This window comes from Mesorhizobium sp. M0768 (genome assembly GCF_040320195.1).
Lineage (GTDB): Bacteria > Pseudomonadota > Alphaproteobacteria > Rhizobiales > Rhizobiaceae > Mesorhizobium.
This window is the reverse complement of record NZ_JAMYPD010000046.1, coordinates 1-25,393: the sequence shown is the minus strand read 5'-3', so window position 1 is coordinate 25,393 and position 25,393 is coordinate 1. Positions and strand designations below refer to the sequence as shown.

General features: G+C 62.0%; 28 protein-coding genes and 1 pseudogene. 8 read left to right on the top strand and 21 right to left on the bottom strand.

Features of this window, described 5'->3' with window-relative positions; genetic code table 11:
- The first annotated feature begins 55 nt into the window (after positions 1-55).
- Both NKI08_RS31525 and NKI08_RS31520 read left to right on the top strand, forming a co-directional pair.
- Positions 56-280 (top strand): type II toxin-antitoxin system Phd/YefM family antitoxin, encoded by a 225-nt coding sequence (locus NKI08_RS31525; RefSeq protein ID WP_352473643.1) that lies wholly within the window; start codon positions 56-58, stop codon positions 278-280.
- The gene (locus tag NKI08_RS31520) at positions 277-654 is read left to right on the top strand and encodes a type II toxin-antitoxin system VapC family toxin (RefSeq protein ID WP_254817486.1); all 378 of its coding nucleotides are present in this window, start codon (positions 277-279) and stop codon (positions 652-654) included. Before NKI08_RS31525 ends, NKI08_RS31520 begins: the two co-directional genes overlap by 4 nt.
- On the opposite strand, the pseudogene NKI08_RS31515 reads toward NKI08_RS31520, so the two are convergent.
- From NKI08_RS31515 to hmgA, 6 genes and pseudogenes are all read right to left on the bottom strand, one after another.
- Positions 655-1,205 (bottom strand): annotated as a pseudogene (locus NKI08_RS31515) (DinB family protein).
- 4 nt (positions 1,206-1,209) lie between these two features.
- Positions 1,210-1,503: a hypothetical protein gene (locus NKI08_RS31510; protein WP_352774959.1), complete on the bottom strand. Its 294-nt coding sequence runs from the start codon at positions 1,501-1,503 to the stop codon at positions 1,210-1,212.
- The gene (locus tag NKI08_RS31505) at positions 1,500-2,522 is read right to left on the bottom strand and encodes a fumarylacetoacetate hydrolase family protein (protein ID WP_352774958.1); all 1,023 of its coding nucleotides are present in this window, start codon (positions 2,520-2,522) and stop codon (positions 1,500-1,502) included. The genes NKI08_RS31510 and NKI08_RS31505 overlap by 4 nt, the downstream gene beginning before the upstream one ends.
- A 17-nt stretch (positions 2,523-2,539) precedes the next feature.
- Positions 2,540-2,893: a DUF7660 family protein gene (locus NKI08_RS31500; RefSeq protein ID WP_352542352.1), complete on the bottom strand. Its 354-nt coding sequence runs from the start codon at positions 2,891-2,893 to the stop codon at positions 2,540-2,542.
- A 2-nt stretch (positions 2,894-2,895) separates the two neighbouring features.
- Positions 2,896-3,753, bottom strand: coding sequence for an MBL fold metallo-hydrolase (locus NKI08_RS31495; RefSeq protein ID WP_352774956.1), 858 nt, complete (start codon positions 3,751-3,753; stop codon positions 2,896-2,898).
- A gap of 10 nt (positions 3,754-3,763) precedes the next feature.
- The gene (hmgA, locus tag NKI08_RS31490; RefSeq protein WP_352501450.1) at positions 3,764-5,077 is read right to left on the bottom strand and encodes a homogentisate 1,2-dioxygenase; all 1,314 of its coding nucleotides are present in this window, start codon (positions 5,075-5,077) and stop codon (positions 3,764-3,766) included.
- A gap of 154 nt (positions 5,078-5,231) precedes the next feature.
- Here hmgA and NKI08_RS31485 point away from each other — a divergent pair, with 154 nt between their 5' ends.
- Complete coding sequence (locus tag NKI08_RS31485) at positions 5,232-5,669, top strand: MarR family winged helix-turn-helix transcriptional regulator (protein WP_352473669.1); 438 nt, start codon at positions 5,232-5,234, stop codon at positions 5,667-5,669.
- A gap of 30 nt (positions 5,670-5,699) precedes the next feature.
- Here the strand turns inward: NKI08_RS31485 and NKI08_RS31480 are convergent, their stop codons facing one another.
- Genes NKI08_RS31480 through NKI08_RS31470 form a run of 3 tightly spaced genes read right to left on the bottom strand, consistent with a single transcriptional unit; the run spans position 5,700 to position 8,612 of the window.
- Positions 5,700-6,323 (bottom strand): DUF4304 domain-containing protein, encoded by a 624-nt coding sequence (locus tag NKI08_RS31480; protein WP_352774955.1) that lies wholly within the window; start codon positions 6,321-6,323, stop codon positions 5,700-5,702.
- An 18-nt stretch (positions 6,324-6,341) separates the two neighbouring features.
- Positions 6,342-7,376: an L-threonine 3-dehydrogenase gene (tdh, locus tag NKI08_RS31475; RefSeq protein ID WP_352452270.1), complete on the bottom strand. Its 1,035-nt coding sequence runs from the start codon at positions 7,374-7,376 to the stop codon at positions 6,342-6,344.
- A gap of 48 nt (positions 7,377-7,424) precedes the next feature.
- Positions 7,425-8,612 (bottom strand): glycine C-acetyltransferase, encoded by a 1,188-nt coding sequence (locus NKI08_RS31470; RefSeq protein ID WP_352774953.1) that lies wholly within the window; start codon positions 8,610-8,612, stop codon positions 7,425-7,427.
- Positions 8,613-8,877: 265 nt separating this feature from the next.
- On the opposite strand from NKI08_RS31470, the gene NKI08_RS31465 reads away from it, so the two are divergent.
- Positions 8,878-10,950 (top strand): putative bifunctional diguanylate cyclase/phosphodiesterase, encoded by a 2,073-nt coding sequence (locus NKI08_RS31465; protein WP_352774951.1) that lies wholly within the window; start codon positions 8,878-8,880, stop codon positions 10,948-10,950.
- A gap of 11 nt (positions 10,951-10,961) precedes the next feature.
- Here the strand turns inward: NKI08_RS31465 and NKI08_RS31460 are convergent, their stop codons facing one another.
- From NKI08_RS31460 to NKI08_RS31450, 3 genes are all read right to left on the bottom strand, one after another.
- A complete protein-coding gene (locus NKI08_RS31460; RefSeq protein ID WP_352774950.1) occupies positions 10,962-11,399 on the bottom strand; it encodes a type II toxin-antitoxin system VapC family toxin in 438 nt (145 codons plus the stop codon).
- 17 nt (positions 11,400-11,416) lie between these two features.
- Positions 11,417-11,659, bottom strand: a complete 243-nt coding sequence (locus NKI08_RS31455) for a type II toxin-antitoxin system Phd/YefM family antitoxin (protein ID WP_352473667.1) — start codon at positions 11,657-11,659, stop codon at positions 11,417-11,419.
- 79 nt (positions 11,660-11,738) lie between these two features.
- Positions 11,739-12,164, bottom strand: coding sequence for a MarR family winged helix-turn-helix transcriptional regulator (locus NKI08_RS31450; RefSeq protein WP_352473629.1), 426 nt, complete (start codon positions 12,162-12,164; stop codon positions 11,739-11,741).
- A gap of 117 nt (positions 12,165-12,281) precedes the next feature.
- Between NKI08_RS31450 and NKI08_RS31445 the strand changes: the two genes are divergently transcribed.
- Positions 12,282-12,689 carry a hypothetical protein gene (locus NKI08_RS31445; protein ID WP_352774948.1) on the top strand — a complete coding sequence of 136 codons (408 nt, stop codon included), beginning with the start codon at positions 12,282-12,284 and terminating at the stop codon, positions 12,687-12,689.
- Between the two features lie 140 nt (positions 12,690-12,829).
- Here NKI08_RS31445 and NKI08_RS31440 read toward each other — a convergent pair whose 3' ends face one another.
- On the bottom strand, positions 12,830-14,875 hold the full coding sequence (locus tag NKI08_RS31440) for an oxidoreductase (RefSeq protein WP_352774946.1): 2,046 nt from the start codon (positions 14,873-14,875) through the stop codon (positions 12,830-12,832).
- 113 nt (positions 14,876-14,988) lie between these two features.
- Here NKI08_RS31440 and queF point away from each other — a divergent pair, with 113 nt between their 5' ends.
- On the top strand, positions 14,989-15,450 hold the full coding sequence (gene queF, locus NKI08_RS31435) for a preQ(1) synthase (RefSeq protein WP_023674394.1): 462 nt from the start codon (positions 14,989-14,991) through the stop codon (positions 15,448-15,450).
- A gap of 14 nt (positions 15,451-15,464) precedes the next feature.
- On the opposite strand, the gene NKI08_RS31430 is transcribed toward queF, so the two are convergent.
- The 6 genes from NKI08_RS31430 to NKI08_RS31405 all read right to left on the bottom strand — a co-directional run bounded on the left by NKI08_RS31430 (position 15,465) and on the right by NKI08_RS31405 (position 21,945).
- Complete coding sequence (locus NKI08_RS31430; protein ID WP_352774944.1) at positions 15,465-16,250, bottom strand: alpha/beta hydrolase; 786 nt, start codon at positions 16,248-16,250, stop codon at positions 15,465-15,467.
- A 110-nt stretch (positions 16,251-16,360) separates the two neighbouring features.
- Positions 16,361-17,545 (bottom strand): mandelate racemase/muconate lactonizing enzyme family protein, encoded by a 1,185-nt coding sequence (locus NKI08_RS31425; protein WP_352774942.1) that lies wholly within the window; start codon positions 17,543-17,545, stop codon positions 16,361-16,363.
- An 11-nt stretch (positions 17,546-17,556) separates the two neighbouring features.
- On the bottom strand, positions 17,557-18,114 hold the full coding sequence (locus NKI08_RS31420) for a hypothetical protein (RefSeq protein WP_352724502.1): 558 nt from the start codon (positions 18,112-18,114) through the stop codon (positions 17,557-17,559).
- Positions 18,115-18,118: 4 nt separating this feature from the next.
- Positions 18,119-18,598 (bottom strand): DUF3828 domain-containing protein, encoded by a 480-nt coding sequence (locus NKI08_RS31415; protein WP_352774940.1) that lies wholly within the window; start codon positions 18,596-18,598, stop codon positions 18,119-18,121.
- A 105-nt stretch (positions 18,599-18,703) separates the two neighbouring features.
- Entirely contained in the window at positions 18,704-20,353 is a 1,650-nt protein-coding gene (locus NKI08_RS31410; RefSeq protein ID WP_352774938.1) for an ABC transporter substrate-binding protein, read from the bottom strand.
- Between the two features lie 41 nt (positions 20,354-20,394).
- Entirely contained in the window at positions 20,395-21,945 is a 1,551-nt protein-coding gene (locus NKI08_RS31405) for a trimethylamine methyltransferase family protein (protein ID WP_352774936.1), read from the bottom strand.
- A gap of 91 nt (positions 21,946-22,036) precedes the next feature.
- Here NKI08_RS31405 and NKI08_RS31400 point away from each other — a divergent pair, with 91 nt between their 5' ends.
- The gene (locus tag NKI08_RS31400; RefSeq protein WP_352473620.1) at positions 22,037-22,939 is read left to right on the top strand and encodes a LysR substrate-binding domain-containing protein; all 903 of its coding nucleotides are present in this window, start codon (positions 22,037-22,039) and stop codon (positions 22,937-22,939) included.
- Positions 22,940-22,956: 17 nt separating this feature from the next.
- Here the strand turns inward: NKI08_RS31400 and NKI08_RS31395 are convergent, their stop codons facing one another.
- Positions 22,957-23,946, bottom strand: coding sequence for a zinc-dependent alcohol dehydrogenase family protein (locus tag NKI08_RS31395; protein WP_352774933.1), 990 nt, complete (start codon positions 23,944-23,946; stop codon positions 22,957-22,959).
- A 103-nt stretch (positions 23,947-24,049) separates the two neighbouring features.
- On the opposite strand from NKI08_RS31395, the gene NKI08_RS31390 reads away from it, so the two are divergent.
- A complete protein-coding gene (locus NKI08_RS31390) occupies positions 24,050-24,952 on the top strand; it encodes a LysR family transcriptional regulator (protein WP_352774932.1) in 903 nt (300 codons plus the stop codon).
- Between the two features lie 241 nt (positions 24,953-25,193).
- On the opposite strand, the gene NKI08_RS31385 is transcribed toward NKI08_RS31390, so the two are convergent.
- The coding region (locus NKI08_RS31385; protein ID WP_352774930.1) for a transposase at positions 25,194-25,393 on the bottom strand (200 nt) is incomplete at its 5' end.

The window sequence follows — 25,393 nt, the reverse complement described above, 5'->3', positions numbered from 1 at the left end:
GTGCCTTGTGGTTTGATCAATTATGACCTAAATTCTGGTCATAAAGGATCGAGTCATGAATGTTTCCATTGCCGAAGCCAAGGCCAAATTGTCGGAACTCGTCAGCCGCGCGGAAGCCGGCGAGGAGATCGTGCTCACACGCCACGGCAAGGCGGCGGCGCGTATCGTACCTCCGGCAGTGGCCGAACCCCTGCCGCGTATAGGCGCGTTGAAGGGCAAGATCTGGATTGCGGACGATTTTGATGAACTCGGTCCCGAGTGGGATGAGTACGTGAAATGACGGTCGGCCCGTTTCTCGCCGACACACACATCATCCTCTGGTCGATTTCGGACGATCGACGTCTTAGCGAGCACCACCGCGTCATTCTGGCTTCGGAAGCGGTGGTGTTCGCGAGCGCGGCAAGCGTCTGGGAAATTGCCATCAAACGTTCGATCAGAAAACTTAATGCGCCGGACGATCTGCCAACGCTGCTTCCAAGGATGCAATTTCAGCCGCTCGCCGTAACCTTCCAGCACGCGAACGCCGTCGGCGGCCTACCCCACCACCATGGTGATCCGTTCGACAGACTTCTGATTGCGCAGGCGCAAGTGGAGAACCTCACCATCCTGACATCCGACCCGCATTTCGCCCGTTACGATGTGGCTTTGGCATGATTATCCAAGCAGTTGGTCTCGCAAGCCCAACCTCTCGACCTCGGCTTTCCTGAGTGTCAGATCATAATCGAGGAAAAACTCGTCGAGTTGCGGCGGTTTCACCGAGGTGCCGGACTGCATCGCGTGCACCTGGCCGCGATGATGGATGTCGTGGATGAAGAGATGGGCGAGCAGATCGCCGATCCGTTCCGGTATCATGCCGTCCTCGCGCCGGTCGGTGAGAACGCGGCGCTCGAGATCGTCCGCCGACAGGCGGTCGCAAAAGGCGATCAGCCGCCGGTCGGCCTCTGTGCAACAAAAAGCGCCTTGGCATCATTGAACGGCACAAAATCGTCATGGGCGGCGGCGCCGACGCCGCCCTCTTCGAGAAAATCGAGATAGAGGTGATCGACCGCCAGGATGTGATTGAGCGTTGCCTTGATCGACGGAAAGAAGCTCGTCCGTTCGGCTTCGAATTTGCCGGGCTCAAACTGCAGCACGGCGCGGTAGAGCCGGTCGTTCGACCACAGATTGTTGGCTGCCATGCGCCGAAAATGGTTCAGCAGGTCCATGACTTCACGGCGCGACCCGGAATAGCGACACACCCGCCCATAGAAGCGCAAACCCAGCCAAAACAATCAGCAGCAGCCCGATCATGCGCCGCCGCATGGCTTGCGTTTCCTGGTCCAGCGCGACATTCGTGTTGGTGACGGTGTGAAACATCATCGCCTTGCGCGGAAAGCCGCTGCGGTTGGTCAGGCCGGGCGAGCGCGCCTCGATGCAATAGCTCAGGCGGATCGCCCGGATGAAGATCGCCAGCATGACAAGGGCCCAGACACCGCACAGCAGATAGAATGTCTCGCCCGTCATGCTCTTGCCCCCTCGTACCGCTCGACCTTCTGCTCGATGGCGCCGAAGATCGAATGCCCGCCCCTGTCCTTCATCTCGATGCGCACGCTATCGCCAAAGCGCAGGAACGGCGTTTTCGGTTCGCCGGCTTCGATGGTCTCGATCATGCGCAACTCGGCGATGCAAGAGTAGCCGGCGCCGCCCGCCGAGACAGGCTTGCCCGGCCCGCCGTCGAGCTTGTTGGAGACGGTGCCCGAACCGATAATGGTGCCGGCGGCCAGCGGCCGCGTTTTTGCGGCGTGAACAATCAGCGCCGGAAAGTCGAAGGTCATGTCGATGCCGGCGTTCGCCCGGCCGAACGGTTTGCCGTTGAGATCGACCAGCAGCGGCAGGCTGACCTTGCCGCCGTCCCAGGCATCGCCCAGCTCGTCCGGCGTCACCGCAACCGGCGAAAAGGCCGATGACGGTTTCGACTGGTAGAAGCCGAACCCCTTGGCGAGCTCGGGTCCGGTCAGGCCGCGCAGCGTTACATCGTTGACCAGCATGACCAGCCGGATCGCTGCCCGCGCCTCATCTAGGCTTGCGCCCATCGGCACATCGTCGACGATGACGGCGACCTCGCCTTCCATGTCGATGCCAAGAGCGTCGTCGACCATGCGGATTGGGTCGCGCGGTGCGAGGAAAGCGTCCGAGCCGCCCTGGTAGATCAGCGGATCGGTCCAGAAGCTTGCTGGCATCTCGGCGCCGCGCGCCTTTCGCACCAGTTCGACGTGGTTCACATAGGCCGAGCCGTCAGCCCATTGATAGGCCCGCGGCAGCGGCGAATGGGCGTCGTGCTCGTGAAAGCGGGCGGACGGCACCGCATTATTCTCCAGCGATTCGGCCATCGCAGCGAGATGCGGGGCGATGCGATGCCAGTCGTCGAGTGCGGCCTGCAGCGTGCGCACCAGGAACGAAGCATCGGTAAACCGCGTCAGGTCGCGCGAGACGACGACGAGTTTCCCGTCGCGCGTCACGTCCTTCAATGTGGCAAGCTTCATGCTTCCTCCCAAGGCGTTTATTCGTAATATTTGCCGGCATAGATAATTCTGGCCGCGGCTTTCCAAGGATTTTCATCCGCTAGAAACGCCGGGTCGCCGCGCCGACTGTCTTTGCTCCAGGTGACGGCCCAAGCGACAGCCGACTCAAGAAAAGTGGCTAACGAATTGTTTTCCCAGCCATTCCAGCTGATGTCAGGTCCTGCCGACCGCAACGCCTCCTTACGGTCGGCGTCCTCACGGTCGTTTCGCAGCGCATCGAGGAACCGGACGAAAGACGGCAGGTCTTCCACCCTGTCGAGAAACAAGGAGAGCTGCGCCCAGGATGTCTCCTCGGATTTTCGCACCTCTTCCGAAAGCTTGTCGTTGGCCATCTTCACTCCCCAAGCCCCACAACAAGGCCGTCGCGGGCGATCGTCAAGTCGCCGGCCCATGTTTTCCTGACGGCGGCAATCCAGTCGGCTTCGCCGATCTCGGGATCGTCGGCCGGAATGAGGTGGTTGAGGACTAGCCTTTTGACGCCTCCGTCGCTGGCGATGCGCCCGGCCTCCTCGGCAAAGCTGTGGCTGGCAAGCAGGTGCTCTCTCAGCCTTGCGCCGTTGCCGGTCTTCGCGACCAGCCGCTCGATACCCACTTCCAGCATGGCTTCGTGGACCAGTATGTCGGCGCCTTGGGCGAAATCCGCCAATGGCGGAAAGAACGCAGTATCCGACGAAAAGACGATGCCTTGCTCCGCATGATCGAAGCGCAGCGCAAAGCAATCCGTCACCGGCGGGTGGTCGACGCGCAGCGCCGATATTTTGAGACCGCGCTCTTCCGCCACCTGGCCTTCATCAAATTCGACGATCGAAACCAGGTCGCGGAGATCCGGCCTGCCTTCATCGGCGATGCGGATCTCGATGTCGAATTCCATTGCCTGGCAAAAGCGCTGCCAATAATGGCCGATGCCGGGCGGGCCGAACAAAGTGACGGGCGCCGCCAGGCCGGCCGTCCATGCGGTGTGGATCAACGGTCCGAGTTCCAGCACATGGTCGGAATGCAAATGCGTGATGAAGATCAGGTCGAGCGCCTTCAGGCTGATGCCGGCATCGGTCAGCCCGCGCGTTACGCCCAGCCCGCAATCGACGACGATGGTGCGGCCGCCAATCTCCAGCAGCGACGAACTCGGCCACGGGCCGCCCGGCCGCAGCGCCGGGCCACCCTTCGAACCCAGAAGCACCAGACGATCCGTCATACGACGGCGCTCAAGACCAGTCGCCCTCTGGCGTGCCGTTGAAGCGCTTCTTCAGGCCGGCCCAGCAGTCGATGTAGTTGTCCTGCCGGGTTTCGAGCTCGGCGCCATAGCGGGTCACCATCTGCGGAAAGCGTGTCTCGAACATGAAGGCCATGGTGTTGTCGAGCTTGACCGGTTTCAGCTCCGCTCGCGAGGCTTTTTCGAAGCCAGACGCATCGGGTCCGTGAGCCAGCATCATGTTGTGCAGGCTGATGCCGCCGGGCACGAAGCCCTCTTCCTTGGCATCGTACTGACCATGAATCAGGCCCATGAACTCGCTCATGATGTTGCGGTGATACCAGGGCGGGCGGAAAGTGTTTTCCGCCACAAGCCAGCGCGGCGGGAAGATGACGAAATCGATATTGGCGGTGCCTTCCTCGCCGCTCGGCGCGGTCAGCACGGTGAAGATCGACGGATCGGGGTGGTCGAACAGGATTGCGCCGACCGGCGAAAAGGTCGCAAGATCATATTTGTAGGGCGAATAATTGCCGTGCCACGCCACCACATCCAGCGGCGAATGGTCGATTTCGGTGACATGGAACTGGCCACACCATTTCGCGATCAGCCGACAGGGCGTGTCCTTGTCCTCGAACCAGGCGCAGGGCGTCTTGAAATCGCGCGGATTGGCCAGGCAATTGGCGCCGATCGGGCCGCGATCCGGCAGCGTCAGCTTGGCGCCGTAATTTTCGCAGACATAGCCGCGCACTTGCGGATCGACCAGTTCGACCTTGAACACCAGGCCGCGCGGCAGCACGGCAATCTCGCCCGGCCTGAGTTCGATAACACCCATCTCGGTGACGAAGCGCAAGGCTCCAACCTGGGGCACGACCAGCAACTCGCCGTCGGCGTTGAAGAAATGATCGTCGACCATCGAGCGATTGGCGACATAGACGTGTGCCGCCATGCCGGTCTGGCCGAGCACGTCGCCGGCGGTGGTGATCGAGCGCATGCCGGCGATGAAATCGGTCGGTTCCTTCGGCATCGGCACGGGGCTCCAGCGATACTGGCCGAGTGCGAGCTGATGGTCGCCGACGTTCGGCGCGCTTTTCCAAAGCGGATAATTCGCCGCTTTGAAGCGACCGGTGTGCCTGACGCTCGGCCTTATCCGATAAAGCCAGGAGCGCTCATTGGTGCCGCGCGGCGCGGTGAAAGGAGAGCCCGAAAGCTGCTCGGCATAGAGGCCGTAGGCCGGCCGCTGCGGCGAGTTTCGGCCTTGCGGCAGCGAGCCCGGCAGAGTCTCGGTCTCGAAGTCGTTGCCGAAACCCGGCATGTAGGAATAGGCCATGGAATCCTCCCGAATTCATGGTCTCGGAGCATCGTTTGCGCATCCGCAAAGATGCTCCGAGTTGACCATACCGGTTTCATTTGTAACCATTGAAAATGTAACCATCAACGGTGATTTCGGCATGAGCCGCCAGCATGCCCAGTCAGGGCCAACCATGGAAATCCTCGAGCTGGAATCCTTCCTGCCTTACCGGCTCTATCGGCTTGCCGATGCCGTCAGCCGTGAATTCTCAAGGATATACAAGGACCGCCACGGCCTGACCCGGCCCGAATGGCGCACGCTTGCGGGACTTGGACAGCACGGCACGATGACGGCGACGGCGCTCGGCGAGCAATCGGCCATGCACAAGACCAAGGTTTCGCGCGCGGTCGCCGAACTCGAGCGGCGCCGCTGGCTGACCCGCACGCCAGACGAGAAAGACCGTCGCGTCGAGCATCTGACGCTGACCAAAGCGGGGCTTGCCGCCTATCGCGAAATGGTGCCGCTGGCGAAGGAGTTCGAGCGGGAGCTGCTGGAGAGGCTTGGTGCGGAAGAGCGGGCGGCGATTGTCAGTGGGGTAGCGGCGCTGGAGGCAAAACTCACAGTGGGTTGAAATCCTCCATGGGTTTGCCCGTCGTAGAAATCAGATCGCTATTGCGGCAGGTAACGCTCCTAGACCGTAGTAGGCGCGTTCGGCTACAATGAAGCCTCTGACACGGCTTCGAAATGCTATCGGATCATCGATGTAGCCCAAGAGAAGCTGCGCCTGCGAAGCCGCATGTCTCTGAGCGCTTTCAAACAGCCGCCTTGCCGTTTCAAAATCACCAGCCAAACCGGCCGCCACCCCGGCGTGGAAGGCCGCCCACTCGCCGTAGGCGCCCGGCTGCAATTCATTCACGAGGATTGTCGCTGTCGCCTGCACGGAAGGGAACATTGATCGGTGAACCCGATCGATTTCGACGACCTTCTTGGCCATTTGATCAACCGCGAGCAGAAACTGTGCCGGGCTCTCGAACGGAACGAACTGTCCAATGCGCTGAGGACGATCGAAGGTAACTGTTTCAGGGAGCGAACCCCAGAGCCAGTCGACTGCTACGTTAAGGTAAGTGCCTTTGGACCAAGAGCTGGGCTGGAACTCGACTACACTTAGCCAGAAGCCGCGATCGGCGATCCAGATTCGAGACTTCCCTTTGCGTTGAAATCCGGCGGGCTTCAGTCCGATCTTTGCCTGCGAGGCAATGATGCGACCGTGCTCACTATCCGCCATCTTGCACCCCTATATGCCTCACCAATCCATCACCACCTTGCCGGAATTGCCACTCTTCATCGCCTCAAATCCCGAAATATAGTCGTCGATGCCGATGCGGTGGGTGATCAGGCCGCTGACATCGAGAGGACCCTGCACCAGCGCGATCATCTTGTACCAGGTCTCGAACATCTCGCGGCCGTAGATGCCTTTCAGATGCAGCATCTTGAAGATGACCTTGTTCCAGTCGATCTCGAAGCCGGTCGGCGCGATGCCGAGAATGGCAATCTTGCCGCCATTGTTCATGGTGTCGATCATGTCGCGGAAGGCAGGTGCGGCACCCGACATTTCGAGGCCGACGTCAAAACCCTCGGTCATGCCGAGCGCCGGCATGACGTCGCGCAGCTTTTCCTTCGACGCATCGACGACATGCTGGACGCCGAGCTTTTTCGCCAGTGCCAGGCGCACCGGGTTGATGTCGGTGATGACCACTTTTCGCGCGCCGACGCACTGCGCCACCAGTGCACCCATGATGCCGATCGGCCCGGCGCCGGTGACCAGCACGTCCTCGCCGACCAGATCGAAAGACAAGGCCGTGTGGACGGCATTGCCCAGGGGATCGAAGATGGCGGCGATCTCGTCCGGCACATCGTCGGGGATGGGCACGACATTGTGCTGCGGGATCGCAAGGTATTCGCCAAAGGCGCCCGGCCGGTTGACGCCGACGCCGAGCGTGTTGCGGCACAGATGCCCCCTGCCCGCCCGGCAGTTGCGGCAATGGCCGCAGACGATATGGCCTTCTCCGGAAACCCGCTGGCCGAGTTTGTACTCGGTCACCGCCGTGCCGAAATCGGCGACGGTTCCGACAAATTCATGGCCGGTTACCATCGGCACCGGCACGGTCTTTTGCGCCCACTGGTCCCAATTGTAGATGTGTACGTCGGTGCCGCAGATCGCCGTCTTCCTGATCTTGATCAGCACATCGTTCGGACCGATTTCCGGCACCGGCACTTCTTCCATCCAGATGCCCGGCTCGGCCTTGGCCTTGACCAGCGCCTTCATCATGTTCGACATTCTTTTGTCCCCAGAACCTTAGTCGCTTGAATCTCTTGATCCGGCCGCTCAGGAAATCACGCCGAGTTCGCGACCGACTGCGGCGAACGCCCCAACCGCGCGTTCGATGTCGGCGCCGGAATGGGCGGCCGACATCTGCGTGCGGATGCGCGCCTGGCCCTTCGGCACCACCGGGAACGAGAAGCCGATGACATAGATGCCGCGCTTCAGCATCCGCGCCGCCACTTCCTGCGCCAGCGTCGCGTCGCCCAGCATCACCGGGATGATCGGATGGTCGGCGCCGGCCAGAGTAAAACCGAGCTTGCCCATCTCGGAGCGAAACCGCGCCGCATTGGCATATAGGCGCTGGCGCAACGCATCGCCATTGCGGATCATCTCGAAAACCCGGATCGAAGCGCCGGCGATCGCCGGCATCAGCGTGTTGGAGAACAGATAGGGGCGCGAGCGCTGGCGCAGCCAGTCGACCACCTGCTTCCTGCCCGACGTGTAGCCGCCGGACGCGCCACCCAATGCCTTGCCCAGCGTACCGGTGATGATGTCCACCCTGCCCTCGACGCCGCAATGTTCGGCCGAGCCACGGCCGTTCCTGCCGACGAAGCCAACAGCATGGCTGTCGTCGACCATGACCATCGCATCGTATTTGTCGGCGAGGTCGCAGACGCCTTTCAGATTGGCGATGATGCCATCCATCGAGAACACGCCGTCGGTGGCGATCAGCCGGAACCGACAGTCGCGCGCCTCTTTCAACCGCGCTTCCAGATCGGCCATGTCGTTGTTGGCGTAGCGGAAGCGCTTTGCCTTCGACAGCCGTACCCCGTCGATGATCGAGGCGTGGTTCAGCGCATCGGAGATGACCGCATCCTCCTCGCCGAGCAGCGTCTCGAACAGGCCGCCATTGGCGTCGAAGCAGGAGCCGTAGAGGATGGTGTCCTCCATGCCGAGGAAGTCAGAAATGGTTGCCTCGAGCTGCTTGTGTTCTTCCTGCGTGCCGCAGATAAAGCGCACCGATGCCATGCCGTAGCCGTACCGGTCGAGCGCCTGCTTGGCCGCCTCGCGCAGTTCGGCGCTGTCGGCGAGGCCGAGATAATTGTTGGCGCAGAAATTCAGCACCTTCTCGCCGCCGACCTCGATCTCGGCCGATTGGGTCGAGGTTATCACCCGTTCGGATTTGTAAAGGCCGGCCGATTTCAGTCCTTCAAGCTCGCTGTCGATGTGGGAAAGGAATGCTTCGGTCATGATCAGGCCCTGTTGAGATCGATGAGGACTGTCGCGCCGCGCGGACGAAAAATCCATCGCAAAAGCGACCGCTTCGGTGGCGGGAATGGCACGGCAGAGGCCACGATGTTCAAATGCGGAGGCGCCGCGAAAGATTGCAATAACCACTTTGCGGGTTTCTCGCCACGGTCGCCGCCGCCTGTATGCTGCCGTCCCAAACCTGTTAACACTTTGAAGCCAAAGGTTGTCGCACAAGAATTCGTTGGCGAGAGGGCCGCCTCAGAAAATGTCACAGCAGCCGGTGCACGCCGTTTCGGGCAGGCTCATACTCCTGATAAAATCCGGCTACTGGCTGGCTCTGCTGATCATCGCCGCCATGGTAGTGGCCTCCTTCATCCTGCTGCAGCAGATGATGGCGGCCCAGCAGCACAACCAGGCACTGCTCGATGTGGTCAGCACACAAAAAGCCCTGTCGCAGCGCATCGTCTTCCTTGCCGGCGCGACCGGTACCGCCTCACGCGACCAGCAGCCGGCCCTGGTTAGCGCGCTCAAGCAAGCGACGGTGGAGTTCGAGAAGAACTACGATCTGCTGCTCGAACGGACCGCCGCCGATCCGGCGTCGCCGGCAAGGTTCGATCCGAAATCGATCGAGAGCGTGCTTTTCGCCAAGCCGTACCATCTCGACTATTTCTCTGTCGGGCTTATCGCCAACGGCGAACGCCTGATCTCGTCATTCGAATCGCGGCTCAACATGGCCGGCAATGGTGGCTACAAGGGCGGAGAGGAGCGCGTCAACCTGAACGCTTCCGTTGCCAACGCAACATTGTCGGGCTATGCCGCACTTGGCCAGCGCATCAGTGCCTTTGCAGACCAGCGATCCGAAACACTTCTCGATCTTAACCGCACATTGTTCTACTCGACCATCGGCGTCATCGTGCTGGTGGCGCTTTTCATTTTCAGGCCAATGTCGAATGCCATCCTGCGCCGGACGCGCGAGCTGGTCGATGCGCGCAATTCCATGGCCTTTATCGCCGTGCATGACGGGCTGACCGGCCTGCACAACCGCACCTTTTTGACCGAGCATTTCGATACGCTGATCAATGCCGCGCAGCGACGGTGTGAACGGGTTGCCGTGGTGCAGTTCGATCTCGACCGGTTCAAGCAGATCAACGACACGTTCGGCCACGCCGCCGGCGATTATGTGCTGGTGGCGGCTGCGCAGCGCATGCGTGATTCGTGCCGTACGTCGGATCTCAACGTGCGTCTCGGCGGCGATGAATTCGTTGTGGTCCTCAACGACGCCGGCAGCACCGAGGACATCGATATCGTCGCCAGGCGCATGCTGGCCAAACTCAATGAGCCGATCATTTTCCGGGGAACGACGATCCATCCGGGCGTAAGTGCCGGGATTGCGGTCTACCCGATCGATGCCGACAATGCTCAGGACCTGCTCGTCCATGCCGATCTGGCGCTGTATTCCGCCAAGAAGCAGGGCGGCGGCAGCTTGTCGTTCTTCTCCGAGGAGCTGAGACGCGAACTCGATTATCGCAAGCAGCTCGAGCTCGACATCAGGACCGCCATCTCCGAGAAGGCGTTCGAAGTCTATTTCCAGCCGCAGGTGTCGCTGTCGAACGGCGCCATCAGCGGCATCGAGGCTCTGGTTCGCTGGAGACACGCCGGGCGCGGCATGATCGCGCCGGGCGAGTTCATTCCGATCGCGGAAAAATGCGGCTTGATGTCCGAGATCGGCCGCATCGTCATTGCCAAGGCGATCAACGAAGCAGCCGAATGGAACCGCGCAGGCATCGCCTTCGGACGGATCGCCGTCAATGTATCCGGCTCGGAGCTGCGCGAGACAGATTTCGAAGTCTTCCTGTTCGACATGCTGGAGAGGGCTGGCCTGCCAGCGCACAAACTATCGCTGGAGATCGTCGAATCCGTCATTCTCGACGATGAGAAGACCGGTATCGCGGCAAAGCTGCGGCACATCCGCGCCGCCGGCATCCATCTTGAGCTCGATGATTTCGGCACCGGCTACGCATCGCTCAGCCATGTCAATCCAAACGAGATCGATCGGCTGAAGATCGACCGCCGGTTCGTCCAGAACATCAACGAGAACAGCGGCAACACCAAGATCGTGCGTGCCCTCACCGAGCTCGCCCGCGGTCTCGGCATCTCGATCGTTGCCGAGGGCGCCGAAACCGAAGCCGAGCTCGACTCGCTGATGGCGATCGGCTGCGACCAGGTGCAAGGCTATTCCATCGCTTTCCCGATGCCGCCGGACAGCGTGCGCGAATGGCTGGTGGCGCGAACGCCCAAGAAGGCCAGGCTGACGGTGCTGCAGGGCTGCCGGGCGTAGGAAAGTCGGAACTACTGCAATGGCGGCAGGTTTCTCAGCGGATTGAGCATCGGCACCCCAAGTGGTGCGAAATGACGCTCGTTATCCGTCAGTATCACCAGGCCGTGAAGCTCGGCCGTAGCAGCAATCGCTATATCTTCAAATCCCGGCCGATGAGCCCTTGCGCGATCAAGAATAGAACCCGCGGCATGCGCGGCTCGCAAATCGAAGGGCAGAATCCTTGCCCCGTAAAGGTGCTCGACTGCCTGCCACCAGTCGCGTAGCAGCGCGGCCTTTGTGGTCGCGCCGTCGCGCTCCGCCTTCGCTATCCCCGCCGCGATTTCGGACGCAGTCACAACGGATAGGAACAGGTATTCGCTCGCCATATCGAGCCATGCCATCAGCGCCGCCCGATCAACCTTCCTGGCTGGAGCCATTGCCGAGATGATGTTGGTGTCCAGCAGAAACATCAGGGCTGGTCGCCGCGCTACAACGCAACCTTGCGAGCCGGCTTACGGGAACGAGGCGGAATGTCGTCCTTGTCCCCGGGAAAAGCCGCCAGCAGCCGCCCGAAGCTCGGCACCCGAGACAGCCGCTGATAATCTTCGAACGACAGGATGACGGCCTGCTTCCGACCGTGGCGTGTGATAATGGCAGGCTCTCCTGCAACTGCCTGATCGACGACTGCCGAAAGCGTCGCCTTGGCGTCTTTCAACTGAATTTCGCGCATGTTGCCACCCTCGCATATGACTACCATGGTCATATAACATTGCAGACGGCTTGGAACAAGGGTTGCGGTCCAATCGGTATCAACTGACATTGGCCCGCAACGCGGCCAGCACCTGTGCAAACTCTGCCAGCCTGTCGTCGGACAGTCCTTTCCGCAGCCGCTTGTCGAAGGCTAACGCGGCGGTGCGCAATTGCAGGAACAGCGCTTCTCCGGCTTGGGTCAGCTCCACCTGGTGAACCCGGCGGTTCTCGGGATCGCGGCGGCGCATCAGCAGGCCTTGCGTCTCCATGGCGTTGAGGTGGTGGGTCAGCGTTGCGCCCCGGATGCCGATCATGCCGGCGAGCTCGCGTTGATTGGCCAGCTCCCGCGACTTGACCGACAGCAACGTGACCCAGACCGGCAGCGTGCCGCCTGCCTCGACCAAGGCAGCGTCGAAAGCCTGCGCAACCAGCTTGGCGGTGCGCGCGAGATTCATCCCGATCGGCGGGCGGTCAAAGGGCGTCATGATCCGACACTAGAACAAGGGCAAAGCCTATGGAACCGGCTCGAGCTTATGCGTTGACATCTAATCATTTGATATCTATCAATATGCCTGACGGTGGGCAAGAGAGGAAATGCGGTCATGCAATATGTCTACATCATCGTCCTCGGTCTTCACGTCATGGCGGGCGTGTTCTGGGCCGGCACCACCATCGCGGTCGCCCGCGAACCGGAGATCAGGGCGGAACGTTTCTTCCGGCCGCAAATGGGCGCAGCCGGCGTGGTTTTCCTCACGGGCTTGCTGCTGTGGTATTTCTTCCACAACGGCTCTTTCGGCTCGATGGAGAAGGTCTTGGTGCTCGGCATCTTGACGGCGTTAATCGCCGCCGGGGTTCAGGGCGCGCTGGTGGGTTCCGCCAGCAGGCAGTTGGCCGGCGCTGATGCGGCGAAGCAAACCCAGTTGCGCGCCAAGATGACAAAGGGCGAACGCATCGCCGGCGGCCTGCTGGTCATCACCGTGTTCTGCATGGCCACCGCCAGGATGTTTTGAACGTCCTGCCGCAATCGCAAGATCGTACGGTGCCCGGCGATGGCCGGCGGCGTGCGCGGCGCGCAGACCGGACCGACGTACCGTGGTGGCTCTCCGTACGGAGGTTCGGCTGCGCGCCACCAATCAATCCAAAATATTCCTCAGATTCGCAAGCCGAACCTGATGCCGTCATAGATCGCAGCGTGGATATTGCGTGAAGCTACCGCGTCGCCGATGCGAAAGACGACGAAACCGCCTTGCGGATTGCGCGCAGGAAAGATGTCGCCGCCATTGATCAGTTTTTCGTAATCGATCGCGCCGGCGTTCTTCGACAGCGGCTTCAGCGCCAGGTAGAGATCGTCGAGCGGCAGCGTGCCGTGCTCGACCACCACCTGGTCGACCCGCCGCTCGCCGCGCCAGCCATCGGCGAAGTCGGAGGCGAGCTCGGCGATCAGCTGGTTGCCTTCACGCCGCACAGAACGTAGCCGTGTGTTGATGGTCACCGTGACACCCTTTTCCTGGAAGGCGCGCATGTAGGGCACATGATTCATGCCGCCCATTTCCGGGGCGAAGAAGCGCTCTGGTGAAACCAGCTCCAGCCTGGCGCCGCTATTGGCGATCAGTTCGGCGGCACCCATCCCCTGATGGCCGCCATTGTCGTCATAGAGCAGCACGTTCTCGGCCGGCTTGACGCTGCCGGCCATGATGTCCCAGCTCGAGGTGACGAGATCGTCGCCCGCCGTCAGAGGCGGGTTCTGCGGCAGGCCGCCGGTGGCGACCACCACCACGTCCGGCGACAGCGCCAGCACGTCGTCCGTCTCCGCCCATTTGTCGTAGCGGATCTCGACGCCCAGCCGGTCGAGTTCGGCCAGGCGCCAGTCGATGATGCCGATCAATTCCTTGCGGCGCGGGTTTTGCGTTGCCAGCCGCACCTGGCCGCCGGCCTGGCTCGATGCTTCCAGCACCGTCACCTGGTGCCCGCGCTCGGCGGCGACGCGCGCCGCCTCCAGCCCGCCGGCGCCGGCACCGACGACGACCACCTTCCGCTTCGGTCCCTCGGTTTTCGGAATAATATGGGGGATATCAGCCTCGCGGCCCGTCGCCGCATTGTGGATGCACAGCGCCTCGCCGCCCTCATAGATGCGGTCGAGGCAATAGGTGGCGCCGACGCAAGGGCGGATCTCGTGCTCGCGGCCCTCCATCACTTTTTTGACGATATGCGGGTCGGCAATGTGGGCGCGCGTCATGCCGACCATGTCCAGCTTGCCGGTGGCGATGGCGTGACGCGCGGTGGCGACGTCGGAAATCCGCGCCGCATGGAAGGTCGGGAATTTCGTCGCCGCTCTCACCTCCCCTGCGAAGTCGAGATGCGGTGACGAGCGCATGCCGGTCACCGGGATGACCTTGGTCAGCGCCGCATCGGTCTCGATCGAGCCACGGATGATGTTGAGGAAATCGACCTTGCCGGAGCCGGCCAGCCGCCTGGCGATTTCGACGCCCTCCTGTTTCGACAGGCCTTTCTCGAAATCCTCGTCGGCGACCATGCGGATGCCGACGACGAACTTTTCGCCGACCGCGGCACGCACCGCGTAAAGCACCATTCCGGTGAAGCGCAGCCGGTTGTCGAGCGAGCCGCCGAAATCGTCGTCGCGCTGGTTGGTGGCCGGCGACCAGAAACCGTCCATCAGATGGCCGTAGGCTTCGAACTCGATGCCGTCGAGGCCGGCAGCCTGGCAGCGCTGCGCGGCCGCCGCATAGTCGGCGACGATGCGCTCGATATCCCAGTCCTCGATAGTCTTGGGAAAGGCGCGATGGGCCGGTTCGCGCACCGGCGAAGCCGACAGCACGGGCAGCCAGTCGGCCTTGTTCCAACCGGTGCGGCGGCCGAGATGGGTGATCTGTATCATCACCTTGCAATCGTGCTCGTGGCAGGCATCGGTAAGCTCGGCGAGCCACGGCACGATGCGGTCGTCATAGACATGCAGATTGCCAAAAGCGGCCGGGCTGTCGCGCGAGACGATCGCCGAACCGGCGGTCATGGTCAGCGCCATGCCGCCCTTGGCCTTTTCGGCATGGTAGAGCCGGTAGCGTTCCTTCGGCATGCCGTCCTCGGAATAGGCCGGCTCATGGCTGGTCGACATCACCCGGTTCTTCAGCATCAGATGCTTGAGCTGATAGGGCTGGAGGAGCGGGTCGTTGCTGGTCATCGTCTTCCTGCTGTTTCAAATTGTGCTAATGAGCGGCAAATTTTGTTTTTACGCATGTCGCTGTCCCAAAATCGCTGCGCAGTTTTGGGCGACATGTAGCAAGGAACCTGCTCATGACCGATACGAAAAACCTCACCCAGCTCGGCACCAACGTCGAGGCGCCACAGAGCCCTGAAGCGGCAGTCCTGGAAACCGTGCCGTTTTCGCGCGGCGACGGCCCGCCGGCCATCGTTCGCTTCACCTGCCCGGAATTCACTTCGCTCTGCCCGGTCACCGGCCAGCCGGACTTCGCCCATATCGTCATCGACTACGCACCCGATGCGCTGCTGGTGGAATCGAAGTCGCTCAAGCTGTTCATGACCTCGTTTCGCAACCATGGCGCCTTCCACGAAGAATGCACCGTCATGATCGGCCGCCGCATCATCGCCGCGACCAAGCCATTGTGGTTGCGCATCGGCGGCTACTGGTATCCGCGCGGTGGCATTCCGATCGACGTGTTCTGGCAAACCGGCGCGCCGCCGGAAGGTGTGTGGCTGCCCGACACCGGCGTCGCCCCCTATCGCGGGCGCGGCTGATCGGACGGAGCGGCTCACCTGATCCCGGTCCGGCACAGGTTGGTCTCCAGGAAAGGCATCACCGCGTCGCGGTACCGCTGTTGGTCATAGCGATAGAGATCAACATGCCGCGCGCCGTCGAACCAGACCAGCTTTGCGTCAGCGCCTGCCGCATCTTTCAACGCCAGTGTCTGGCTGCGAGCGACAAACGGATCCGAATTGCCTGCTAGCAGCAATATCGGCCGATCAATCGCGCCGATGCGATCGACCGGCCTGACATCATCTACCCCGAAGCCAAGGCGGAGCTGCATCTGCGCCAAGAGGATGGTCGCCTGTACGTCGCGCAACATAGGCAAGGGCGCTCGCAACGCCGTGGTTTCCAGCAAAGTCGCGTAGAGCTGCTCCAGGACATAGGCGTCGGCATGCTCCTGCTGAGCGCCAAATACAAAAGCAGCCGCACCGAGCGACGAGCCGATGGCCGCCACCTTGCGACCGGCGAAGCGTTGCCGGGCAAAGGCGAGGACGCGGCTGGCGTCCTGCCGTTCGATGTAACCAAAGCCTCTGATATCGCCGCCGCTTTCGCCATGTCCCGACAGATCGAACAGCACGATCGAGTAGCCGCTTTCGAAAAGCAGCTTCGCTCTTGGAACCATGGCCAGCTTGTTTGAACCACGTCCGTGTAACAGCACGATTGTTCCGCAACTGTCCTGCCGATCCGCCACCCAACCGGCAAGGTCGGGCGCGCCCTCCCGCTTCAGAACGATGCGCTCCACCGGTAACCCCACAGGCAGCGTGAAGCTTTGCTGAGGCACGCGGGCCACCGCGCGGCTTCCTGCCTCCCAGGTGACAGCGCAGGCCAGGACGCAAACCGCCGCGAATAAAGCAACTACGACAGGACCTCTTCTCATCGATCGGTCACGTGCACTTCGCATCAGTTGAGCGGCAGCCGCCGGTAGCGGCTGGGGCTGTTCGGGTCGCTGAAATGGTGCATCGGCCCGTGTTCGGTAAAGTGCGCTGACCAGCGTTTCATTGCCGCCGGATCGAGTTCGACGCCCAGCCCGTCACCCTCCGGCACGCGCACCGTATTGCCCGTCTGGCGGAAAGGACCGTCCTTGATGACATCGCCGATCTGCCAGCGAAACAGCGATTGCGACGCCTCCGTGATCCACGGTGTCGCCGCCACGACGTGCAGATAAGCCGATGTCATAATGCCGAGATCGTTCGAATAGCACCAGAACCCCTTGCCCATCGCCTCACAGGCGGCGATGAATTTCAGAGTTTTCGACAATCCGCCGAGTGCTGCGAAATTGCAGACGAAGTAATCCGGCGTACCGAGCGCGACTGCCCGTCTGAGATCCGGGATGTGCGTCGAGAACGGAATGCGCGAATGCTGGCGCAGCGCAGCCATCTCCTCGAAGGTCGCGACCGGATCCTCGTAGTTGCGGATGTTGAACGGCTCGATCTCGCGCAGCACCCAGCGCGCTGTGGTCAGCGACCACTGCATGTTGGAATCGAGTTTGATCTGCGCTTTATCGCCAAGCGCCTCGCGCAGCATGCGCACTGTCCTGATCTCGAGCTCGGGATCGCCCATGATCAGCTTGCCCTCGAAGATCGTCGAGCCGTGCTGTTCTCGCATGCCGAGACAGTAGTCGACGATCGCTTCGGCGGTCATCTCGCCGCCGGCTCCGCCTTGAGCGGGGCGAAAGGCGAAATATTCCGAAAACGGAATGTCCTTGCGCACCGCGCCGCCGAGCAGCTTGTAGAGCGGCATGCCGAAGACCTTGCCTCTTAGATCCCACAGCGCCAGTTCGACGGCGCCGAACGCCACCGTGGCTGCATTCTCGCCGGTGTTGGCGGTGATCTGCCAGGGCGGCACACAGCGCGCCTCGCAGTCGGCGATGTCGAGCGGATCGGCGCCAATCAGCGCCGGCGCGATCTCGGCCTTGATCACCTCGCCGAAATGCCACCATGGCGCCTCGCCCAGTCCGACCACGCCTTCGTCCGTCTCGACCTCGATGATCGATTTCGAGGCGCCGCCGTAGAGACCAGCCGTCCACCAGAACGGAGCATCGAGCGGGACGTTGACGTGGGTGACGCGGATGTTGGTGATCTTCATCGGTTCCGTTCTCACTCACACTGGTATTGGCTTAGCGCCCATTCGCCGGTCACCGAGAGCAGGTCCGATATCTTCCAGTCGCCATCGATCTTTTTGAACTTCCATTCCAGCCGGTGCGGATTGCCGGAGACGACAAAAGCGACGACGACCTTGGCCTCGTCGCCCTTGACCGCTTCGATGGTTTTCAGGCTCTTGTCGATCTCCGCCTTGTCGTATTCGGAATTGTCGAGCGCCATGTTGGGATCGAGGCACTCGCCCTGCCCCGATTTCCGCAGCGCATCGCTCTTGTCCAGCACCGACTTTGCCGGGTCGGTGAAATGGCCCCGCTGAGCCGGATCGACCTCGAGCCCGGCATGCTCGTAGAACGGCTTCACCACCGCGGTCGGCGAGCCCGGCTGCACGGCTGCGGCCGGCGCGTTTTCTGCCGGCGGCGAAACTGCCGGCGGAGGTGCCGCACTGTCGGCCGGCGCATTTGCGGGCGGCGCGCCGAATAGGCCCTGAGCGGCGGCGCTGCTCAATCCGGCCAGCAGGCACGCAGTCGCCAAAATCCAGGGACGGCAGCGAAGCACGGCATCACTCCGGCGACTGTCCGGCCAGGCATTCGAGCGCACTCAGGGTCCAGCCGCTGGTCTTCGAGGTAATGTCGGCGACCTTCCACTGGCCGTCGATCTTCTTCAACGACCAGACCATTTCGCGTTTGGAACCATCGCCTTCCGGAAAAAGGTTGAACGTCGCCGTCACCTCGGCGCTGTCGCCGTCCAGCTTTTCGGCCAGCGTCAGCGTCTTGGCCACGGTCTTCTCGTCATAGTCCTGCGCATCGAGACCAGGGGCGAAGTCGATGCAGGGAACTTCATCCGGATGGTTCTTTGCCGCATTGTCGTTCAATTCGAACAGTTTCGTCACCGGCGCGGTGAAGCGGTCGCGATATTGCGCATCGGCCTCGAACTTGACCGACGGGACATAAAAGAACTTCACGGCGTTGGCAGCAGGGCCGGCAAACGCGGCCGCCGGCACGGCCATCGAAAGCGCGGCAACAAAAAGTGGCAGTTTCATGGGTGTCCCCGATTGTTCACTGACGGAAGCTATCAGTACCACGCATCTTGCCCGTCGGCCTTCTTGCGGTCCATGAAATCCTGCAACGCGTCCTCTGCTGGCAACTCAGGCGTTCAGCCAGACGTTCTGGAGATCCATCTCGAAGGTTTGGTGGACACCGTAGTTCTTCACCTTCTCGTTCATGTGGCTGAACAGCTTCTGCCAAAACGGCTGAATGATGACGCCCGAATCTTGCAGGATCTGCTCGATGTCCTTCATGACCTCGCGGCGCTTTTCCACGTCGATGAGCGAAAGAGCCTGCTTGAGCTTGGCGTCGAAATCAGGGTTCGAGTAGCCGGTTTCGTTCCAGGCCTCGCCGGTGCGATAGCCGAGCGCCAGCACCTGTACGCCAAGCGGGCGCATGTACCAGATGGTCATCGAATAGGGGTATTTCGTCCAGTCGTTCCAGAATGTCGATCCCGGCAGCACGGTGCGCTTCACCTTGATCCCGGCATCGCGCAACTGGCCGGCAATAGCGTCGCCGGTGTTCTTTTGCCAATCGTCCTCGACGGTGATCAGTTCATGCTCGAAGTCGTCCTGCCCGGCATCGGCCATAAGCTTCCTGGCGCCCGCGGCGTCGCGTGTCTTCTTGGGCAGCGCGTAGTATTCCGGATGAATCGGGCTGACGTGGTGGTTTTCACCAACAGTGCCTCGCCCGGCGTAGCCAAGTTCGAGCACCGCTTTGTTGTCGACGGCCATCTGGAGGGCGTTGCGAACCCGCTTGTCGTCATAGGGCTTGTTCGTGATGTTGGTCCGGGCGACGAGCGTGGTCGCTGTCGCGACCTCCGATTTGACCAGCCCCATCTTGTCGAGGATGTCTATGAAGTCGGCCGGCGTCTCGAAGTTGAGGTCGATTTCGCCGGAGTCGAATGCATTTATCGAGGCGTTGAAATCGGTTCCGTAGTCGATGAATTCGACGCCGTCGAGAAGCGCTTCACCGCCCCACCATTTGCCATTCTCACGACGCTTGACGACCGCTTTCTGGCCGACCGCATAAGACACCAGTTCGAACGGCCCGGTGCCAATCGGCTTCTCAATCGGATTGGCGCCGTCGGCGTCGAAGTTGCGATGGACCACCAGCGCCGGATAGTCGGTGAAGTTCGGGATCAGCGAGATGTCCGGTTCGTTCAGCTTCAGCTTCACCGTGTTGTCGTCGACCTTGGTGATCGCCCCTTCCCTGGCCTTGCCGGTCTTTGCATCGATCAGCGCACCGACGCGCGCGGCCATCGAATTGCCGGCGGCAGCCTTCTCGCACCAGCGCGTCAGATTGTAGGCCACGTCATCGGCGTTGAAAGCATCGCCGTTGTTCCAGGCGATGCCCTTGCGCACATGCAGCACGTATTCGGTGGCGTCGTCGTTGACCTCCCAGCCTTCGAGCAGAACCGGCTCGAATGTGAACTGGCGGGTGTAGCGGACAAGCGGCTCGAGCCAGCAGCGTGAAATGTTCGCAAGTTCCACCCAGTCGTAGGTGCGCGTGTCCTTTTGCGCCTTCACCGACATCGAAACGTGCAGCGTTCCGCCTTTCTTCGGCTCTTCAGCCAAAGCCCGCTCCGGCACGGCAAGTCCAATCATGCCGTAGGCAAGGGCCGTCGATGCGCCGAAAGCGCTTGCCAGGGCCAGAAACTCCCGCCGGTCGACGCGACCGGCGCGCGCCTCGCTGGCCATTGCTTCGATGGCGCTCGGTACGCTATCGCCGTTGCTTCTGAAGAGTGTCATTTTTTCCTCCCTTATGGTTCGCATCGGGTCTTCGCCCGTGATCAACTAACGCTGTCCGGCAGTTTCTCCTCGCGCCGCGCAATCAAATCTTTGAGACCATCGGCGATGCCCTCATCGAGCTTCGGCTCCTCATAATCGGCGAGCATGTTGCGCGCTTTCTCGCGGCCGCGGGTGTCGTGGTCCTTTGCTCCTTCCGCCTTCCACTGTTCGAATGAATTGAAGTCCATGATGCTCGGTATGAAGAAGGCGGACTCGAAATGTTCAAGCGTGTGCTGGGTGCCGAGGAAATGGCCCTGCGGTCCGACCTCGCGGATAGCCGCCATAGCCTCCTTGAAATCGTCGAATGGCAGCCCGCCAGCATATTTATACCAGCCGACAAGCTGTTCGCAGTCGGTGGCAAATTTCGAATAGCCGCAGGTCAGGCCGGCTTCGAGCCAACCGGCGGAGTGCCAGATGTAGTTGGCGCCGGCAAGGATGGCGGCATGCATCAGCATGTTCGCCTCGTAGCCCGCCTGGGCGTCGTTCAGCTTCGAGCCGACATGGAAACCGGACGTGCGCCACGGCAGACGATACTTCCGCGCCAGCGCGCCCATGAGATACATCATCTGGGCCGCCTCCGGCGTGCCGCCCATGGGAGCGCCGGTCTTCATGTCGACCGTCACCATGAACTGTCCGTAGATCTGCGGCGAACCCGGACGCAGGAGCTGTGTGAACGCGACGCCCGCCAGCGCTTCGGCATTGACCTGCGCGACCGCACCGACGGCAGAGGCCGAAGTCGAGGCGCCGCAAAGGGCGAAGGGGGCGAGGATCAGCGGCTGGTTGTGGCGCGCATAGACTTTCATCGCGTCCAGCATGGTGGCGTCCCACACCAGCGGCGAATTGCAGTTGGTGATCGACACCAGAACCGGGTTGTCGCGGACAAAATCCTCGCCGAACACGATGCCTGCCATCGCCATCGTGTCTTCGGCTCGATCCCTGGAGGTCACGATGCCCATGAACGGCTTGTCCGAGTGCTTCAGCGCCGAATGGATGATGTGGAGGTGACGTTTCGGCACCGCGATTTCCATCGGCTCGCAGATGATCGAGCTCGACGAATGCAGCGCCGGCGCCATGTAGGCGAGCTTGTGGAAATTGTTGAGGTCGGCGAGTGTGCCGTAGCGCCGGTTGTTGTCGAGGTCGCGCACGTAAGGCGCTCCGTACATCGGCACGAAGATGGAGTTGTTTCCACCCACACGTACGGAACGCTGGGGATTCCTCGCATTGAGCGTGAACTCCGACGGGACCTTCGAGATGAGCTCCATCAGCAGGGCGCGGTCGATCCGGACCCTTGTCTCCGAGACATCGGCGCCCGCCGCCTTCCACATTGCGATCGCCTCGTCGTCGCGGAACTCGCATCCGACTTCTTCGAGGATGGAGAGTGACTCCTGGTGGATCAGCTCAACCGCCTCGTCCGGGACCATCTGATAGACGGGAATCTGACGGACCAGGGTTGGAAACGACGCTACGGGTGCGCCCCGCAGCGCCTTGCGCCCCAGGCGGCCGCCGCTGCGGCGGTTGGTGTGTTCGCTCACTTCAACGGCCGGTGCGTTCATGAAGGCTCCATATTCCAGTCTCGACCAATCTAGCCAGACAAAATGCGGCTGTGACGCTGGAAAATCCTGATCTCTTGTATAAGCTCAGCTTATGCGAAGCTTGCGCCACCTGCTGCCGTCTGCCGGCAGCCTGATCGTTTTCGAGGCCGCCGGGCGGCTGTCGAGCTTTACCGCCGCCGGGCGCGAGCTCGGCATGACGCAGGCTGCCGTCTCCTATGCGATCCGTGGGCTCGAAGAGCAGCTCGGCGCGAAACTCTTCCAGCGCCGCCACCGGCAAGTCAGCCTGACCGAGGCCGGCGACCGCTTCCATGCCGACGTCTCGCTCGGCCTGTCGCACATTCGCAAGTCGGCGGAGGATCTGCGCCAGATCGCCGTCGGCGCGCATGTGACACTCGCCGCCTCGACCGCCTTCGCCTCGTTCTGGATGATGCCGCGCCTGCAGCAGTTTCGCGACGAATTGCCGGGCATCGACCTGCGCATCCAGACCGCCGACCGCGATCTCGACATCATCGCCGAAGACATCCCGCTCGGCGTCCGCGGCGGCGAGCCCAGGGAATGGCCGGATTATCATTCGCTGCCGCTGGCCGATGAGGTGATATTCCCCGTTGCCGGTGTTAGTTATGTGGCACGGTTCGGGCTGCCGGACCGTGTCGCGGATCTTCAATCGCACCGCCTTATCCATCTTGAAGAGCCGTTTCGCGAGGCCGCGAGCTGGGACGAATGGTTCGCCTCGGCCGGTGTCGACATCGCCGATGCCGGACGCGGCTTGCGCATCAACGACTATGCGCTGGTGATCCAGGCCGTCATGGAAGGGCAAGGCATCGCGCTCGGCTGGGGTCACCTCGCCGAGCGGCTGCTGGCATCAGGGCTGCTGGTGCGCGTCACCGGCCACACGATGACGACCGGCAAGGGCTTTCATGTCATCTGGTCGAAGAACCGCGAACTCAGCGACAACGCCCGCAAGGTGCGGGACTGGCTGGCGGCGCAGGCGTGAGGCCGATAAATGCCCGGTCAAACGGTCACGACGATCTTGCCGAATTGCTCGTTCGATTCGAGATAGCGGTGCGCCTCGACGATCTGGTCGAACGGAAAGGTTCTGGCGATTGCCGGCTTCAGCGAACCCGAGCTCAGTCCGTCGAGGATGAACGCCTTGGCGGCCTGCAGCCGGACCGGATCGCGCACGATCTCATGGACGAGATAACCGCGCAGCGTCAGTGTCTTTGCCAGCACTGCAGGTAGTGGAAAGGGTGTCGGGTCGAGGCTCAAGCCGCCATATTCGATGAGAATGCCACCCGGTGCCATCGCTGCCGTCAGAGGCTTGAAAATCGGGCCGCCGACGGCATCGAACACCACGCGCACGCCGTCCGGGCCGGCGATCCGCTTCAACCTGGCTTCCAGGTCCTCCTCTGCCGAGGCGATGACGTGGGCCGCGCCGAACTCAAGCAAAGCCCGCTTCTTGGCGGACGTCCGTGTGACCGCGATCGGGGTCGCGCCAACCATGTTGGCGATCTGGATCGCGGCAAGTCCGACGCTGCTCGAGGCCGCGGTAATGACAACAAAGTCCTCGCTTTGGAGGTTGGCAATGTCGATCAGCGCACCGTAGGCGGTGAGATATTGCATCCACGCTGCGGCGGCTTCTTCCCAACTCAGCGATGGTGGATGCTTGACGACGAGCTCGGCGGGATATGTGGCAATCTCACCATAGGCGGGCCAGCGGGCCATCGATAATGGCGGCACGATGCTGACGGCATCGCCAGGCGCAAACCCGTCCACGCCTTCGCCGACCATCTCGACGATACCCGCCGCCTCGAGCCCAAGACCGGAAGGCAACGGCGCGGTCTGGATGTAGGTCCCCGAACGCAGCAGCGCCTCGGCGCGGTTTATACCCAACGCCTTGACGCGGATCTGAATCTCACCGCTCGTGGGCGCAGGCGTGTCAACATTCTCGATGCGCAGGACCTCGGGACCACCGAGCTCATGAAAGCGAACGACACGTGCCATCGGTCACAACTCCAAAATATTTGAACTGAATCAGCTATGCCAGCGCTCATCAGGCGGATAAATAGCCGCTTGAGTAGATCAGCAGAAACTGTAGGTTTTGAATATGGATCGCCTTACGAGCATGGCCGTGTTCGTCAAAGCCGTCGACCTGGGCTCGTTCGCAGCCGCGGCGGCGGCTCTCGATCTGTCCGGGCCGATGGTCGGCAAGCATGTCCGGTTTCTCGAGGAGCGCCTGAGCGTGCGCCTCATCAACCGGACCACGCGCCGCCAAAGCCTGACCGATTTCGGGCGCGCCTACTATGAACGCTGCCGGCTGGTGCTTGCCGAAGCGGAGGCCGCGGATGCACTCGCCGCCGACCAGCTTGCCGAACCGCGCGGAAAGCTGCGTGTCCTCATGCCGGTGCATTTCGGCCGGCGCTGCGTTGCCCCGATCCTGTTCGGGTTTGCGCAGCAATATCCGGCGCTGGAACTTGACCTGTCGTTCAGCGATGCCATCGCCGACCTCGCCGAGGACGGCTGCGATCTTGCCATTAGAACGGGCGACCTGGAGGACCAGGCCGGGGTGATGGCGCGTCGCATCGCGCGCCAGCACATGGTCGTCTGCGCGTCGCCGTCCTATCTCGACCGGCACGGCCAGCCGCAGCAAATAGATGACCTTGGCAGCCGTCACGCGATCATCTACCGCCGTTCCGGGCGTGCCGTTCAGCCGTGGCTGTTTCCGCGCAATGGCCACCCCGCGATTGAGGTCAGGCCAGTCAGCAGATTGCGGCTCGACGACCTCGATGCCATCGCCGATGCCGCGGCCGCCGGCATGGGGCTCGCCTGGCTGCCATACTGGCTGGTTCGCCAGCGCATTCACGCCGGCGTACTTGTCCCGCTGTTGTCGGAACAATCCTGGTTTCTCTACGACGTTCATGCCCTGTGGTTGCAGACGCCTCATCTGCCGATGAAAGTCCGCCTTGCCGTCGATGCACTGTCGGCAGCGCTGCCCAAGCTCATGACTTGAATGCACGGTCGCGGTTATCTGCGTGGATTTCCTCGAGAACGACTCGACGCAAGCACAAGCCGTTCGAGGCGAGGCTTCGTCGATCGGCTCGGCAGCGCCGCTATCGATCCGCTCGCGCCTCGCATTGGGCGACAGTAGTTGTGTGCGTCAAGTTCTGCAAAATGGCGTGGCATTGCAGTGACGTCGGCGTGTCCGCCGCGCAGCCCCCGTGTTTAGCGGAGCGGCGGACACATGACGGTGCTCAGGCGGCCAGGGCCCTCAGGCTCTCCTTCTTGTGCTCGCGCAGATGATCCATGTTGAGGTAGCGGGTCGCCTCGAGCCAGTTCTCGTGGATCTCGACCGCCAGCGCCCGAACCAGCCGCAGACAACTCCGCGGGTTGGGGAAGATGCGAACGACCAGGGTGCGCCGCTTGATCTCCTGGTTCAGCCGCTCCAGCATGT